Below are 15,609 nucleotides of genomic sequence, written 5' to 3' on the forward strand. Positions count from 1 at the left end.
ATCAGGTTGAAGAGTTGATCTGTAGCCCGTTTTATTTCCCCTCCGATCCCTGAGTCGCAGCCAGATACCAAAGTCAGGATGTGGCACGATCGGTCCCCTCTCCCAGTGGGAGAGGGCTAGGGTGAGGGGCCATTATTACCTAACTGGTTTTCAGCACCTTCACCAGATAGCGCCCATCCTCGGTCAGTTTAGCGCCGTGGATATCGGTTTCAAAACCTGGATAGTGTTCACCGATCGAGCACAGCATCAGCAGGAAATCGAGCACCGCGCGGCTCTCTTCGGTGATCATCTCCCCCGGCATCACGACCGGTACGCCCGGCGGATAAGGCAGGATCATGTTCGCCGCCACCTTGCCGATCAACTGATCGATCTCGCAGGTTTCCACATTGCCGCGTACCTGCTGCTGGAACATCTCATAAGGCGTCAGCTTCATTTCTGGCAATACGTCAAACGCACGCAACATCAGGCCCGGTAAATCGTGCTGGCGGATCAGTTGGTGGATCCCGGCGGCCAGATCCTGAATGCGCATATGGCGGTAGAAGTCCGGATCTTCAGCATACAGATCCGGCAGCATGTTCTTCACCCGCAGGTTAAGATCGTAAGCTCGTTTGAAATCCGTCAGGCTGCGCAGCAGGCTCATCGCCTTGGTCTTGTCGATACCAATGCTAAACAGGAACAGCAAGTTGTACGGGCCGGTTTTCTCCACTACGATCCCACGCTCATCCAGGTATTTCGCTACCAGCGCGGCAGGGATCCCACTTTCCTCCAGCTCACCCAGTTCGTTCATCCCCGGCGTCAAAATGGTGACCTTGATCGGATCCAGATACATATGATCGCTGTCGGTCTGGCCAAAGCCATGCCAGTTGTCGTCCGGATTCAGCGGCCAGCACCGTGCTTCATCAATCTCTTCCGGCTGCCAGATATCGAAGAACCAGGTATCACTCTCAGCGCGCAGGCGTTGCACTTCACGACGAAAATGCAGGGCTCGCTCCACCGAACGGTTAATCATGCGCCGCCCTGGATTGCCACGCAGCATCGCCGCAGCGGTTTCCATTGAAGCCACAATGCCATAATGCGGCGAAGTGGTGGTGTGCATCATGTAAGCTTCGTTAAAGGTGTTCTCATCATAATCCCCTTTAATGTGGATCATCGAAGCCTGAGAGAACGCCGCCAGCAGCTTGTGGGTTGATTGAGTTTCATAGATCACCTTGCCTGGGATGCGATCGCCACTCATGCCGCTTTTGCCGTCATAAATCGGGTGGAAATTGGTGTAAGGCACCCAGGCCGAATCGAAGTGGATCGACGCCACGTCCAGCGTTTGCTTGATGTAATCGGTGTTATACAGCAGGCCATCATAGGTGGAGTTGGTGATCACCGCATGCACCGGCCAGCTGGCGTTGGCTGTGTCTTCCACCCGCTTGGCAATGCTGTCGCGGGTAAATTCGCGCTGGGGAATGCCGCCTAAAATACCGTACGCATTTCGCAACGGGCGCAGATAAATCGGCACGATGTCACACATCATCAGCAGGTGACACAGCGACTTATGGCAGTTACGGTCAATCAGTACCGTACTTCCGGCAGGTGCCGAATACATGCCGACAATCTTGTTGGCGGTAGAGGTGCCGTTGGTCACCAGATAGCTTTGCTCCGCGTTGAACGTGCGGGCAATGTACTCCTCCGCCTCCAGATGCGGGCCAGTGTGATCCAGCAGCGAGCCGAGCTCCGTCACCGAGATGGAAATATCCGCCTTCAGGGTGTTGGCACCAAAGAAATCGTAGAACAGGCAGCCCACCGGGCTTTTCTGGAACGCGGTGCCCGCCATATGGCCCGGCGTACAGAAGGTATATTTCCCCTCCTTCACATAGGTGAACAGCGCCTTGGTCAGCGGAGGAGTGATGGTATCCATATATTCATCGGTATACTGGCGAATGCGCTGGGCGATATCGTCGGCAGCGTTCAGACCATACTCGAAGAAATAGAGCACCATACGCATTTCGTGCAGGTGGACGTCAAAGGTGGAGTGAGTGTTGATAAACGCATACAGCGGCAGGTATTCATTCAGCTCATTGATTTCGCTGCACAGCTCCAGGCTGTATTCATCCCAGTCGAAGATCACCCCACAGATACGCGCATTGTGTTCGATCAGCTTGAGCAGGTCACCACTGTTCTTCGGGAACACCAGTTGGAAACCCATTGAGGCCAGCGCCACGTGCAGTTCGCGGATAGGCTCGTCTTTGTAATACACGCCCATCGGGCTCATGATCGCAATGATATTCATCGCAGCTATCCTTCAGTTAACTACCAATAGCTTATAACAACATAAAAAGCCGGGGCTGTCTTACGCGCATAAAAAAACCGCCCCGAAAGGCGGTTAGTCATCAGGCGAACAAACTCAGCAGTAACCGTAGTTCATCAGCCGTTGATAGCGACGGTTGAGCAACTCTTCGTTGTTCAGACCATCCAGATCCGCCAGATCCGCCAACAGTTGGGCTTTCAACGAAGCCGCCATTGCCGGTACGTCGCGGTGAGCGGAGCCCAAAGGCTCTGGGATCACAGAATCGATCAGCTTCAGCTCTTTCAGACGCGGTGCAGTGATGCCCATCGCTTCTGCGGCAATCGGTGCCTTATCGGCACTTTTCCACAGGATCGAGGCACAGCCCTCCGGCGAGATCACCGAATAGGTGCTGTACTGCAGCATATTCACTTTATCGCCCACGCCGATCGCCAATGCCCCGCCGGAGCCGCCTTCGCCGATCACGGTGCAGATCACCGGGATATTCAGGCGAGACATTTCACGCAGGTTGCGGGCGATCGCCTCAGACTGGCCACGCTCTTCCGCACCCACGCCAGGATAAGCACCTGGGGTATCGATGAAGGTGATCAGCGGCATCTTGAAGCGGGAGGCCATTTCCATCAGGCGCAGCGCTTTGCGATAGCCTTCCGGTGCTGGCATACCGAAGTTGCGGCGGATTTTCTCTTTGGTTTCACGCCCTTTCTGATGACCAATGATCATCACCGGGCGGCCATCGAGGCGCGCAATACCACCGACAATGGCTTTGTCATCGGCATAGGCGCGATCGCCTGCCAGCTCTTCAAAGTCGGTAAAGATGTGTTTGATATAATCCAGGGTATAAGGACGGCGCGGGTGGCGTGCCAATTGGGCAATCTGCCAGGCCCCAAGATCGGAAAAAATCTTGCGCGTCAGCTCAACGCTCTTCTCACGCAGGCGCTGAACCTCTTCGTCCAGATTAATATCTAATTTTTCGTCTTGACGGCTGACTGCGGTCAGCGAGTCAATTTTCGCTTCCAGCTCTGCAATCGGCTGTTCAAAATCAAGAAAATTCAGACTCATAGCATTCCTATTTTAGTCAAATTCCAGTTCCACCTGCTCATTACCTACCAAGGTCCGCAAATCTATCAACAAGCGGTCGGTCGGCGTCACGCGCCAAGTTGCACCAAAGCGCAATCTTGCCCGTGCATCTTCCCGTTGATAGTAGAGATGCACTGGAATCGTCCCCGAGCGATGGGGTTCCAAAGACTGACGGAGACGGTTCAAAAGCTGGTCATCAATTTGCCTGTCCGTCAGCGAGATAGCAAGCCCGCGAGCGTATTTTTCACGTGCTTCACTGATGTCCATTAATTCACGAGCGGTCATTTTAAGCCCGCCGTTAAAGTCATCAAAGCTGACCTGTCCAGTCGCGATCAGGATACGGTCTTTTTCCAACAAATGCTGGTATTTTTCCAAGGCATCGGTGAATAACATAATGTCCAGACGCCCAGAACGGTCATCCAGCGTACAAATGCCGATGCGGTTGCCGCGTTTGGTCATCATGATCTTGGAAGCAATCACCAACCCGACGGCAGTAGTCATCTTGCCGCGATCCGTCGGATGCATATCTTTCAGGCGCTGGCCACCGGCATAGCGCTCGATTTCTTTGAGGTACTGAGTGATCGGGTGGCCGGTAAGATACAGCCCCAGCGTTTCCCGTTCACCATCCAGCACCACCTGTTCCTGCCAAGGGGGAACGTTGGCGTAGGATTGCTCCACCTGTTCCGGCGCTTCCGCCAGCACGCCAAACATATCCGCCTGGCCGATGGCTTCGGCTTTGGCGTGCTGATCGGCCGCTTTAAGCGCATCCCCCAGGGAGTTCATCAACGCGGCGCGGTGTGGCCCCAGGCGATCGAACGCCCCAGACATGATCAGCTTTTCCAGGATACGGCGGTTGAGCTTTTTAATATCGGAGCGGGCGCACAGGTCGAACAGATCTTTGAAATACCCCTGCTCGCCGGAATTACGCGCTTCGATAATTGCTTCGATCGGCCCTTCCCCCACGCCCTTGATGGCGCCGATGCCATAGACGATCTCGCCCTCATCATTAACGTGGAAGTGATACTGCCCGCTGTTGATGTCCGGCGGCAGGATTTTCAGGCCCATGCGCCAGCACTCATCCACCAGCCCCACCACCTTATCGGTATTATCCATATCGGCGGTCATAACCGCGGCCATAAATTCGGCCGGATAGTGGGCCTTCAGCCACAGCGTCTGGTAAGACACCAACGCATAGGCAGCGGAGTGCGATTTGTTAAAGCCATAACCCGCGAACTTCTCTACCAGATCGAAGATTTTTACCGACAGTTCGCCGTCAATGCCGCGCGATTTCGCACCATCTTCAAAACCGCCGCGCTGCTTGGCCATCTCGACCGGGTTCTTTTTACCCATGGCGCGACGCAGCATGTCCGCACCGCCCAGCGTATAGCCAGCTAATACCTGAGCGATCTGCATTACCTGTTCTTGGTACAGGATGATGCCATACGTCGGCTCCAGCACCGGTTTCAACGATTCATGCTGCCACTGGATATCAGGATAGGAGATCTCTTCGCGCCCGTGCTTACGGTCGATAAAGTTATCTACCATGCCGGACTGCAACGGGCCGGGGCGGAACAGCGCTACCAGTGCGATCATGTCTTCGAAGCAGTCAGGCTTCAGACGTTTGATCAAATCCTTCATGCCGCGCGATTCAAGCTGGAATACCGCAGTGGTTTCCGAGCGTTGCAACATGTCGAAGCTTTTCTTGTCATCGAGCGGAATGGCCGCGATATCTATCGGTTCCAACCCGGTCTTGGCGCGACGGGCGTTAATCATCTCCAACGCCCAGTCGATGATGGTCAGGGTACGCAGACCGAGGAAGTCGAACTTCACCAGCCCGGCGTATTCCACGTCGTTCTTGTCAAACTGGGTGACCGGGTGGTTACCTTCGGCATCGCAATAAAGCGGGGCAAAGTCGGTGATCTTGGTTGGCGCAATCACCACGCCCCCGGCGTGCTTACCGGCGTTACGCGTCACGCCTTCCAGCTTGCGCGCCATGTCGATCAGCGCTTTGACCTCTTCGTCTGCCTCATAGATTTCTGGCAGCTGCGGCTCTGCGGCAAAGGCTTTTTCCAGCGTCATGCCCGGATCGGGCGGCACCAGCTTGGAGATACGGTCAACGAAGCCATAAGGATGCCCCAGCACGCGACCCACGTCGCGGATCACCGCTTTCGCCGCCATGGTACCGAAGGTGATGATCTGCGATACCGCCTCACGGCCATACATGTCCGCCACGTGCTCGATGACCAGGTCACGCTTTTCCATGCAGAAGTCGACGTCGAAGTCGGGCATCGAGACACGTTCCGGGTTCAGGAAGCGTTCGAACAGAAGGTCAAACTCCAACGGGTCGAGATCGGTGATTTTCAGCGCATAGGCCACCAGCGAACCGGCACCGGAACCACGCCCCGGGCCTACCGGCACGTCGTTATCTTTCGACCACTGGATGAATTCCATGACGATCAGGAAGTAACCCGGGAATCCCATCTGGTTGATCACTTTCAGTTCCAGATCCAGACGCTCATCGTATTCAGGGCGGCGCTCGGCACGGACCTCCGGATCTGGGAACAGGAACTCCAGACGTTCTTCCAACCCCTCTTTGGACTTGAGCACCAGGAAATCTTCGGTGGTCATATCGCCGGTGGGGAACTGTGGCAGGAAATATTCGCCCAAACGGATGGTGACGTTACAGCGCTTGGCAATTTCCACACTGTTTAGCAACGCTTCCGGGATGTCGGCAAACAGCTCGCACATTTCCTCTTCGCTGCGCATGTACTGTTGCGGGCTGTAGTTTTTCGGGCGTTTGGGATCGTCGAGCGTAAAGCCATCATGGATCGCTACGCGGATCTCATGGGCATCAAAGTCATCTTCCACCAGGAAACGGACGTCGTTGGTGGCAACTACCGGCAACCCACGTTCGGTCGCCAGGGCTACGGCGGCGTGCAGATAGTTTTCTTCATCCGCACGGCCGGTGCGGATCAGTTCGAGATAATAGCTGTCCGGGAAATGCTGCTGGTAAAACTCCAGGCATTGATCGACCAGGGCCTGGTTGCCACGCAGCAGAAACTTGCCGACGTCGCCCATGCGTGCACCGGAAAGCAGGATCAACCCGCTGCGGTGTTCTATCAGCCAGTCGCGATCGATCACCGGACCGGCCGGGCCATAGCCGCGCTGATACGCCCTGGAGATTAATAGGGTGAGATTTTGATAGCCAACGTTATCGGCTGCCAGCACGGTAAGCTGTGCCAGCTCATCGCCCAGCTCTTCGCTTTGCACATGGAAATCCGCACCGATGATCGGTTTGATCCCGGCACCGTGCGCACTGCCATAAAACTTCACCAGACCACACATATTGGTGAAGTCAGTGACGGCCAAGGCTGGCATGGCTAACGCGGCAGCTCTTTTCACCAACGGGCCGATCTTGGCCAATCCATCAATCATGGAGTAGTCACTGTGGACGCGCAGATGAATAAAACGAGGTTCGGCCATATCCAGATACCAACGTGTTGGGGTCCAGCAAGCTGGACCAGGGTTAACTCAACTTATGTAGCCCAACGAGGCCAAGAGGTAATTACTGCTCCAGCACTCTTGCGACAGGGGCAAAACTGCGGCGATGATGCTCGGTAGCCCCCAGTACGGCCAGCTTTTCCAGATGGAACGCGGTGGGATAGCCCTTGTGTTGGGCAAAACCGTAATCCGGGAAAATCGCATCCAGCTCGGTCATCTCGCGATCGCGGGTCACCTTCGCCAGAATCGATGCAGCACTGATTTCCGCTACCCGGCTATCCCCTTTCACCACCGCTAACGAACGCATCGGCAATTTGGGGCAACGGTTGCCGTCAATCAACACCATGTCCGGTGCGATATGCAAACCCGCCACCGCACGCTGCATCGCCAGCATGGTGGCATGCAGGATATTCAGTTGGTCGATCTCGACCGGTTCAGCCCGCCCCAGGCTCCAGGACAGCGCCTTTTCCAGGATCTCGTCGTATAACGCCAGGCGGCGCTTCTCACTGAGCTTTTTGGAATCCGCCAGGCCAACAATCGGCCGTGCAGGATCGAGGATCACTGCTGCGGTCACAACGGCGCCCACCAAAGGCCCGCGCCCCACTTCATCCACACCGGCAAACAGCCGGGCGGCAGGGTAAACAAAGGGTTCCATCATGCTTTCGCCAGCTCCAATACAGCCTGAGCGGCCTGTTCATCGGCACCACAGCGAATGCTCTGATGCAGTTCAAGGAAGGTCTGTTTCAACAGCTCCGTCTGCGGGCTGTCTTCCAGCAACGGCAATAACGCCGCGGCCAGCTTATCCGGTACACAATCGTGTTGCAGCAGTTCGGTGACGATTTCACGCCCCGCCAGCAGGTTAGGCAATGAGACATACGGGGTTTTCACCAGCCGCTCCGCCAGCCAGAAGGTAAATGGCTTCATGCGGTAGCCCACCACCATCGGGCATTTTGCCAACATGCATTCCAGCGCTGCGGTGCCGGAAGCCAACAGTGCCGCATCGCTGGCCACCATTGCCTCACGCCCTTTGCCATCCAGCAGGTGAACCTTGAGCTCCGGCGCAACCTCGGCCTTGATGCGCTCAAACTGCTCACGGCGCTTGGCATTGACCAAAGGCACCACCACTTCCAGATCGGGATAATGCTCGCGTAGCAGTTGTGCGGTACGCAGGAAGTCACCACTGAGCATTTCCACTTCGGCATTACGGCTGCCGGGTAGCAATGCCAAACAGCGAGCGCCCGGGGCAATGCCCAGCGTAGCGCGTGCGGCCAGCTTATCCGCCTGCAATGGCATCGCATCGGCCATGGTATGACCGATAAAGCGGCAAGGGACGTTGAAACGATCGTAAAACGCTTTTTCGAAAGGGAGGAACGCCAACACCAGGTCGGTCGCTTTACCAATTTTGAAAACGCGTTTCTGACGCCAGGCCCATACGGACGGGCTGACATAGTGAATAGTGCGGATACCGCGCTGTTTCAGGCGGCCTTCCAGCGTGAGGTTGAAGTCTGGCGCATCAATACCGACAAACACGTCAGGCTTCAGCTCACTGAACCGGCGGGTCAGATCCTTGCGGATCTTCAACAGGCGTGGCAGACGCTCAAGCACCTCTACCACGCCCATCACCGCCAGCTCTTCCATTTCGTACCAGGTTTCACACCCTTCGGCCTGCATCAGCGGGCCAGCGACACCGACAAAGCGGGCGCTTGGATAGTGCGTCTTAAGCGCACGAATTAAACCGGCACCCAGAATATCACCGGAAGTTTCCCCGGCGACCAATCCGATAGTCAATGGACGATTTGGCATAACTCAGCGAATAATCCCACGGGTAGAACGCGCAAAGAAATCGAGGAACTGCTGCACCACGGGCTGCTGTTGCGCCAGGGTTTCGATCTCTGCTTTAGCCTCGTCGAAGGTCTTCTCGCTGCGATAGAGGATTTTGTAGGCGTTGCGGATCGCCTGCATTTCATCCTTATCAAAACCACGGCGTTTCAGGCCTACGGCGTTAATACCAAATGGCGTTGCGTGGTTACCCTGCGCGATGACAAAAGGCGGTACGTCCTGAGCGACACCGGAGCAACCACCGACCATCACATGGGCACCAATCACACAGAATTGGTGGATCGCGGTCATGCCGCCAATGATGGCGAAATCGTCGATCTCCACGTGACCAGCCAGCGTGGCGTTGTTGGCCAACACGCAGGAATTACCCACCACGCAGTCATGAGCAACGTGCACGTTGACCATCAGCAGGTTGTCATTACCGACTTTGGTCAGGCCCGTTCCCTGCGCAGTACCGCGATGAATGGTGACGCTCTCACGAATGCGGTTACGATCGCCGACTTCAACCCGAGTCGGTTCGCCAGCGTATTTCAGATCCTGATTCACTTCACCGATAGAGGCAAACTGATAGATCTCGTTATCGCGGCCAATCTTGGTGATACCGTTCACCACCACATGCGATTTGAGGACCGTACCCGCGCCGATTTCCACCTGGGAGCCGACGTAGCAGAAGGGACCTATATGCGCACCAGCGCCGATGACGGCGCCTTCTTCAACGATCGCACTTGGATGGATAAAGGCGGTTTTATCAATCACGGATTATGCCTCCCGGCTGCGGGCACACATCATGGTTGCTTCGCAGACAATTTTTCCGTCGACGGTCGCCACGCCTTTAAAGCGGGTTAAACCACGACGGGTTTTTTCGAAAGTGACTTCCATAATCATCTGATCGCCAGGCACCACAGGGCGCTTGAAGCGAGCCTCGTCAATACCGGCGAAATAGTACAGCTCGCCCGGTTCCAGTTTACCCACGCTCTTAAATGCCAGGATACCCGTGGCCTGAGCCATAGCTTCCAAAATCAGCACGCCTGGAAAAATCGGTTTACCAGGGAAATGCCCCTGGAAAAACGGCTCATTAACGGATACGTTCTTCACTGCACGCAGATATTTATGCTCTTCGAAATCCAATACACGGTCAACCAGCAAGAATGGATAACGGTGAGGAAGCAGTTCCAGAATTTCTGCAATATCTAGAGTATGAGTGTCAGTAGTCAAAATACTCTTCCTGTCTCTAAAAACTGATGGCATCAACAACACGGCCTGCGTTGACCCCAAAAAGGAGATCATCAGGCAGGCCGCAAATTAACAACTCTTTGCGCTTTTGGCATCATTGCCAACGCGTTTCGTTTTATACCCAGCATCCCGGGCCGTGGTGATTAGTCTTTTCCGACTTTTCGTTCGACAGCTTTCAAGCGCTTGCTAATCTCATCGATATTCATCACCAACGCCGCGGTTTTACGCCAAACTTTGTTGGGTTGTAACGGAATGCCAGAGGAGTATACCCCAGGTTCGGTGATTGGTCGCATAACCATTCCCATCCCGGTGACAACTACCTGGTCAGCAATCTCCATGTGACCATTGATCACACTGGCGCCGCCAATTTGGCAATAGCGCCCGATTTTCAGGCTACCCGCCATGATCACACCGCCCGCGACGGCGGTATTCTCGCCAATCACCACGTTGTGTGCAATCTGACACTGGTTATCTATGATAACACCATTCCCAATCTGGGTGTTATCCAACGCGCCGCGATCGATGGTGGTACAGGCCCCAATCTCAACGCGATCGCCAATAATCACCGTGCCAAGCTGCGGGATCTTGATCCAGTTGCCACGCTCGTTGGCGTAGCCGAAACCGTCCGCACCAATCACCGTTCCCGATTGGATCAGGCAGTGCTGGCCGATTTCCACTTCATGATAAATCGTCACGTTGGCCCACAGACGCGTACCTGCGCCGATGCGTGCCTGCTTGCCGATAAAGCAACCCGGGCCGATGACCACGTTATCACCCAGTTCAACACCGGATTCGATAACCGCGTTCGCCCCAATAGCAACGTTCTGTCCCAGCTTGGCCTGCGGAGAGATCACCGCGCTTGGCGCGATATCTGCTGCGGGTGCTGGCGTGGTGTCCATCAACTGCGCCATACGCGCATAGGTCAGGTAAGGGTTTTTCACCACCAGCGCTGCGCTACGGCAGTGTGATAGGTCTGCTTCGGTAAGTACCACGGCACTCGCTTGGCAGGAAGACAACTGCTCTTGGTAGCGGCTGTTTGACAAAAACGTGATTTGGCCAGGCTGTGCGGAATGCATAGAAGCAATGCCGGTGATGACGAGATCGCCATCACCGTGCAATTGTGCATCCAACTGCTGCGCTAAATCAGCCAGTCGAATTGAAGGCATGGCGTTATTTAACCTGTTTCAGCACGTCTGCAGTAATATCTTTGCCTGCCGCGAAGTAAGCAGTAGCGTTAACATCGACGACGACGTCATAGCCTTCTTTGCTGGCAACGACTTTCACTGCATCCTGAATACGGCTCAGTATCTTGTTACGCTCTTCCATCTGGCGACGACGATTGTCCTGCTCGAAAGCCTGCGCTTTCTGAGAGAACTGCTCACGCTGAGCCATCACGTCTTTTTCCATCTTGGTGCGATCGCTGGCTTTCATGGTAGAACCATCACGCTGCAGTTTCTGCATTTTGGTTTGCAGATCGCGTTCCATGTTCTGGAGTTCGCTTGCACGGCCTTTGAATTCGCTTTCCAATTGCTTGGCTACGGTTTCACGAGCTGGCAACTGTTGGAAAATGCTAGAAACGTTAACAACAGCAATTTTGTCAGCTGCCTGAACGCCTGCAGAAGCAGCCATTGCTAAACCGAGGCCTGCGGCACATAACCACTTTTTCACTATAAACTCCTTACCATCACCCATTTGTGTCACATGACACTTTTGAAAGTACACAATCTGCCAGACTTATCACATTACACAATGAGATTTCTCTCGCTATGAGCGGGTTTAAGCCTGGCATTTGCGATTCTTGTACCGCTATGCCCACGGGTGAAACCGGTTATTACCAGGTTTTACCGATGTTAAACTGGAACTGCTCCGACCTGTCGCCGTCGTATTTCTTGATCGGATCCGCATAGGAGAAGACCAACGGCCCCAGTGGAGACATCCACTGCAGCGCAAGACCGGCAGACACGCGAATGTTGCTCGCTTTGCTGTAGTCTGGTACCCCGTACATCAGCGTCTGATCGGTGTTTTCCCAGTGGGTATCCCACACGGTACCGGCATCGATAAACAGTGAAGTACGTACCGAGTTGGCGTATTTCTCGCTAAGGAACGGCGTAGGCGTGATCAACTCCATACTTGCCACGGCCATGGCGTTCCCGCCCACCGCATCGTTCGAATTACAGATATCCTGACGATCCGTTGTGCTACCGACTTTAAACTGACACTGATACGAGTTGGAGTTGTAGTACACGGCTTTTGGACCAATGGTGTTGGACTGGAAGCCACGTACGGTACTTGAACCACCCGCATAGAAGTTTTCATAGAACGGCATTTCTTTACCGCCCAATCCATCGGCATAGCCCACACGGCCACGACCCAGCAACACCCAGGTCTTGTCATCGTTAAGCGGCATATACTGCGCGGTGTCCAACGTCATCTTGTAGTATGAGTTGTCGGAACCCGGCACGGTCACCTTGGTGTTGAACGTAGTGCGGTTACCCTGGGTAGGGAAATAGCCACGGTCCAGATTATTATAGGTCCAGCCCAGGTTCAGCGTGAAGTCATCGGCTGTAAAGCTGGCGCGATCCTTAAAGTCAGGATAATCGCCCATCGAGTTCAGATAGCGCCACATGGCAATCTGCGGCTGCATTTCTGACAGGGAGTTATGGACGTAACCCAGGCCAGCTCGCAGCGAGTTGTTCTCGTTGATTGGGAAGCCCAGCGTGCCGTCAACACCATAACTGCTGTTGGTATAGTCAGACAGATCGGCATTATTCGCTTTAAAGTCGTTATAGAAGATACGGCCGCCCAGACTCACACCGTCAACGGTGAAGTACGGGTTGGTCACCGACAGCTCGGTATAGGTCTGGTAGTCGTTCTTGGTACCGCTGATGCCAACAGAGTAGCCCGTGCCCAGCCAGTTATCCTGCTGTACACCCGCCTGGAAGCTGACGCCACTTTCGGTACCGTAACCCACACCAAAGTTCAGCGTCCCGGTGTTACGTTCTTTCACCTTATAGGTGATATCAACCTGATCGGGGGAACCCGGTACACGTTGGGTTTCAACGTCGACCGTCTCGAAGTAACCCAGTCGGTTCAGACGCTCTTTACCCTGCTCGACCTGATCGTTACCCAGCCACGCCCCTTCCATCTGGCGCATTTCGCGGCGCAGAACGGAATCTTTACTGGTGTCGTTGCCTTCGAACTTGATGCGACGCACATAGAAACGGTTACCCGCGTCGATGTTGACGTTCAGCTTCACGGTCTTATCCGCATCGTTGATTTCAGGCTGAGTCTGTACGCGAGGATAGGCGTAACCATAACGGCCAAACATCTTCTTGATGTTATCTTCCATTTTGGTCACTTTGGTGCCGTTAAACAGCTCACCTGGCTCAATCTTGGTCAACTGGGCCACCTCGGCCGAATGACCGGCCAGGTTGCCATTGACCACCACGCCGGAAAGCTTGTACTGATCGCCTTCGGTGATGTTAACGGTGATATAGATGCCTTTTTTATCTGGCGTCAGGCTGACCTGCGTCGAATCGATATTGAAACGGGCATAGCCGCGATCCAGATAGAAGCTGCGCAGGCTTTCAAGGTCCCCCGCCAGCTTTTGCTTCTGGTATTTGCGATCGGCCACTACGTTCCACCACGGCACATCATCACGCAACTGGAAGTGCGCGATCAGCTCATCGTTGGTGAAGGCATGGTTGCCGACAATGTTGATTTGTTGAATCTTGGCGGAAACCCCTTCCGTGAACACCAGTTTCAGGTCAACACGGTTGCGCGGCAACGGCGTGACAACGGCTTTCACCGAGGCACTGTATTTACCGACGCTGTAGTAGAAGTCTTCCAACCCTTTTTCAATGCTGGATAAGGTGGTGCGGTCGAGTGCTTCACCAACCCGGACGCCAGAGGCCTCCAGGTTTTGCTTGAGCATGTCATCTTTCACCGATTTGTTACCGGAGAAAGTGATGCTGGCAATGGTAGGGCGTTCCTTAACCTGAACAATCAGCGTATCACCATCGCGCAGGACGCGAACGTCCTCGAAGTTGCCAGTGGCAAACAACGCACGGATGGTATTACCGATATCATCATCAGAGACGGTATCGCCTACGCGAACCGGCATGTTGAGTAACGCCGCACCGACGGCGACTCGTTGCAGGCCTTCGAAATGAATATCCTTCACTACGAACCCGTCTGCACCGTATACGGTGGCGCTGCCAAACAGCAGCGACGCTATGAGCAACTTTTTCATCGCCATCGTTGTTATGCGTTCTTCCTAACCTGTCCCCGCCCCTAAAGACGAGAAAAATCATTGAAAAGTGCAAGACCCATCAGCAGTACCAACAAGATCGAACCAATGCGGTAGCTGTAGTCCTGTACTCGCTCAGAAACTGGCCCCCCCTTCAGCTTTTCTATCGCCAGGAAGAGGAGATGCCCACCATCTAATACCGGTAATGGGAAGAGGTTGATGATCCCTAAGTTGACGCTAATCAACGCCAGGAACATCATATAATACACAAAACCCACCTCTGCTGATGCCCCTGCTCCCTGTGCAATGGAAATCGGGCCACTCAGGTTGTTCAGCTTTACATCACCGGTAATTAATTTACCTATCATGCTGACCGTAAGGTGCATCAGCTGCCAGGTTTTGTCCCCCGCCTGATACAGCGCAGAGAACGGCCCATATTGACGGATGGTCTTGTACTCATCCGGCAGAGGGATAACTTTAGGTATAATCCCGGCAAACCCCACCGCTTTGTCTTTTCCCACCGGCTTTGTATCTGGTATCAGCGTTAAAGACAAGGGGGCGCCGTTTCTTTCTATCTCTAAAACCAGCGGAAGCCCTGGAGCATTGTGGATACGTTTAACCAACGTAACCCAACGACCAAGTGGCTGACCATCGACTTTAACGATCCTGTCCCCCGCTTGTAAACCTGCCTTTTGCGCAGCCGACCCGGTCTGGACTTCCGCCAGCACGGATTCAATCTGCGGGCCACGCGGGATCATGCCTAGAGAACGCACGGGATCTTCTTTGTCCGGCTCAAAGCTCCAGTGGCGCAAATCCAGGGTCTTGCTCACCTTTTGTGAGGTACCAAACGGAGCAATTTCTACCTCGGTTTGCGCATCACCGATTTTGGTCACCAACGCCAGACGAACAGATTCCCAATCAGGCGTTTCGATACCGTCAACGGACTTAAGTTCCATTCCCGGAGAAATTTCGGCATGAGCGGCAATGGATTGCGGAGTAATTTCACCGATGACCGGGCGGTAACTCGGCACGCCGATGATAAAGACGACCCAATAGGCAAGAATGGCAAACAGGAAATTGGCAATGGGGCCCGCGCTGACAATCGCCGCGTGCTGCCAGACGGTTTTATTATTGAACGCCTCATGACGCAGCTCGGGAGCTACCGTTTCGACGCGCTCATCGAGCATTTTGACATAGCCGCCAAGGGGGATCATGGCGACGACATATTCGGTGCCCTGGCGATCGGTGCGGCGCCATAGCGCACGGCCAAAGCCGATAGAGAAGCGCTCCACGCGGACGCCACAGCGGCGGGCCACCCAAAAGTGCCCGAACTCATGCACGGTGATCAATATACCCAGAGCGATAATAAACGCGACCAAGTTCCAGAGTACGCTGACCATAGAATCCCTTTACTCCC

General features: G+C 54.6%; 11 protein-coding genes. All 11 read right to left on the minus strand.

The window, feature by feature from the left end; translation table 11 throughout:
* Positions 1 to 139 precede the first annotated feature (139 nt).
* A complete protein-coding gene (locus tag ACMV5H_RS12915) occupies positions 140 to 2,278 on the minus strand; it encodes a lysine decarboxylase LdcC (RefSeq protein WP_115159676.1) in 2,139 nt (712 codons plus the stop codon).
* A gap of 114 nt (positions 2,279 to 2,392) precedes the next feature.
* Positions 2,393 to 3,352: an acetyl-CoA carboxylase carboxyl transferase subunit alpha gene (accA, locus tag ACMV5H_RS12920; protein ID WP_021806103.1), complete on the minus strand. Its 960-nt coding sequence runs from the start codon at positions 3,350 to 3,352 to the stop codon at positions 2,393 to 2,395.
* Positions 3,353 to 3,364: 12 nt separating this feature from the next.
* Positions 3,365 to 6,853, minus strand: a complete 3,489-nt coding sequence (gene dnaE / locus ACMV5H_RS12925; protein WP_071682796.1) for a DNA polymerase III subunit alpha — start codon at positions 6,851 to 6,853, stop codon at positions 3,365 to 3,367.
* An 82-nt stretch (positions 6,854 to 6,935) separates the two neighbouring features.
* Entirely contained in the window at positions 6,936 to 7,529 is a 594-nt protein-coding gene (gene rnhB / locus ACMV5H_RS12930) for a ribonuclease HII (RefSeq protein ID WP_414821943.1), read from the minus strand.
* The gene (gene lpxB / locus ACMV5H_RS12935; RefSeq protein WP_059201635.1) at positions 7,526 to 8,674 is read right to left on the minus strand and encodes a lipid-A-disaccharide synthase; all 1,149 of its coding nucleotides are present in this window, start codon (positions 8,672 to 8,674) and stop codon (positions 7,526 to 7,528) included. Before lpxB ends, rnhB begins: the two co-directional genes overlap by 4 nt.
* 3 nt (positions 8,675 to 8,677) lie before the next feature.
* Positions 8,678 to 9,466: an acyl-ACP--UDP-N-acetylglucosamine O-acyltransferase gene (lpxA, locus tag ACMV5H_RS12940; RefSeq protein ID WP_021179920.1), complete on the minus strand. Its 789-nt coding sequence runs from the start codon at positions 9,464 to 9,466 to the stop codon at positions 8,678 to 8,680.
* 3 nt (positions 9,467 to 9,469) lie between these two features.
* Positions 9,470 to 9,925: a 3-hydroxyacyl-ACP dehydratase FabZ gene (fabZ, locus tag ACMV5H_RS12945; RefSeq protein WP_021179919.1), complete on the minus strand. Its 456-nt coding sequence runs from the start codon at positions 9,923 to 9,925 to the stop codon at positions 9,470 to 9,472.
* A gap of 161 nt (positions 9,926 to 10,086) precedes the next feature.
* Positions 10,087 to 11,109, minus strand: a complete 1,023-nt coding sequence (lpxD, locus tag ACMV5H_RS12950; RefSeq protein ID WP_115159679.1) for a UDP-3-O-(3-hydroxymyristoyl)glucosamine N-acyltransferase — start codon at positions 11,107 to 11,109, stop codon at positions 10,087 to 10,089.
* Positions 11,110 to 11,113: 4 nt separating this feature from the next.
* Positions 11,114 to 11,611, minus strand: coding sequence for a molecular chaperone Skp (gene skp / locus ACMV5H_RS12955; protein ID WP_115159680.1), 498 nt, complete (start codon positions 11,609 to 11,611; stop codon positions 11,114 to 11,116).
* 163 nt (positions 11,612 to 11,774) lie between these two features.
* Positions 11,775 to 14,201: an outer membrane protein assembly factor BamA gene (bamA, locus tag ACMV5H_RS12960; RefSeq protein ID WP_021179916.1), complete on the minus strand. Its 2,427-nt coding sequence runs from the start codon at positions 14,199 to 14,201 to the stop codon at positions 11,775 to 11,777.
* A gap of 35 nt (positions 14,202 to 14,236) precedes the next feature.
* Positions 14,237 to 15,592, minus strand: coding sequence for a sigma E protease regulator RseP (gene rseP / locus ACMV5H_RS12965; RefSeq protein ID WP_414821944.1), 1,356 nt, complete (start codon positions 15,590 to 15,592; stop codon positions 14,237 to 14,239).
* Positions 15,593 to 15,609 lie beyond the last annotated feature (17 nt).

This window comes from Serratia sp. N21D137, from assembly GCF_047530005.1.
GTDB classification, from domain to species: Bacteria; Pseudomonadota; Gammaproteobacteria; order Enterobacterales; family Enterobacteriaceae; genus Chania; species Chania fonticola_B.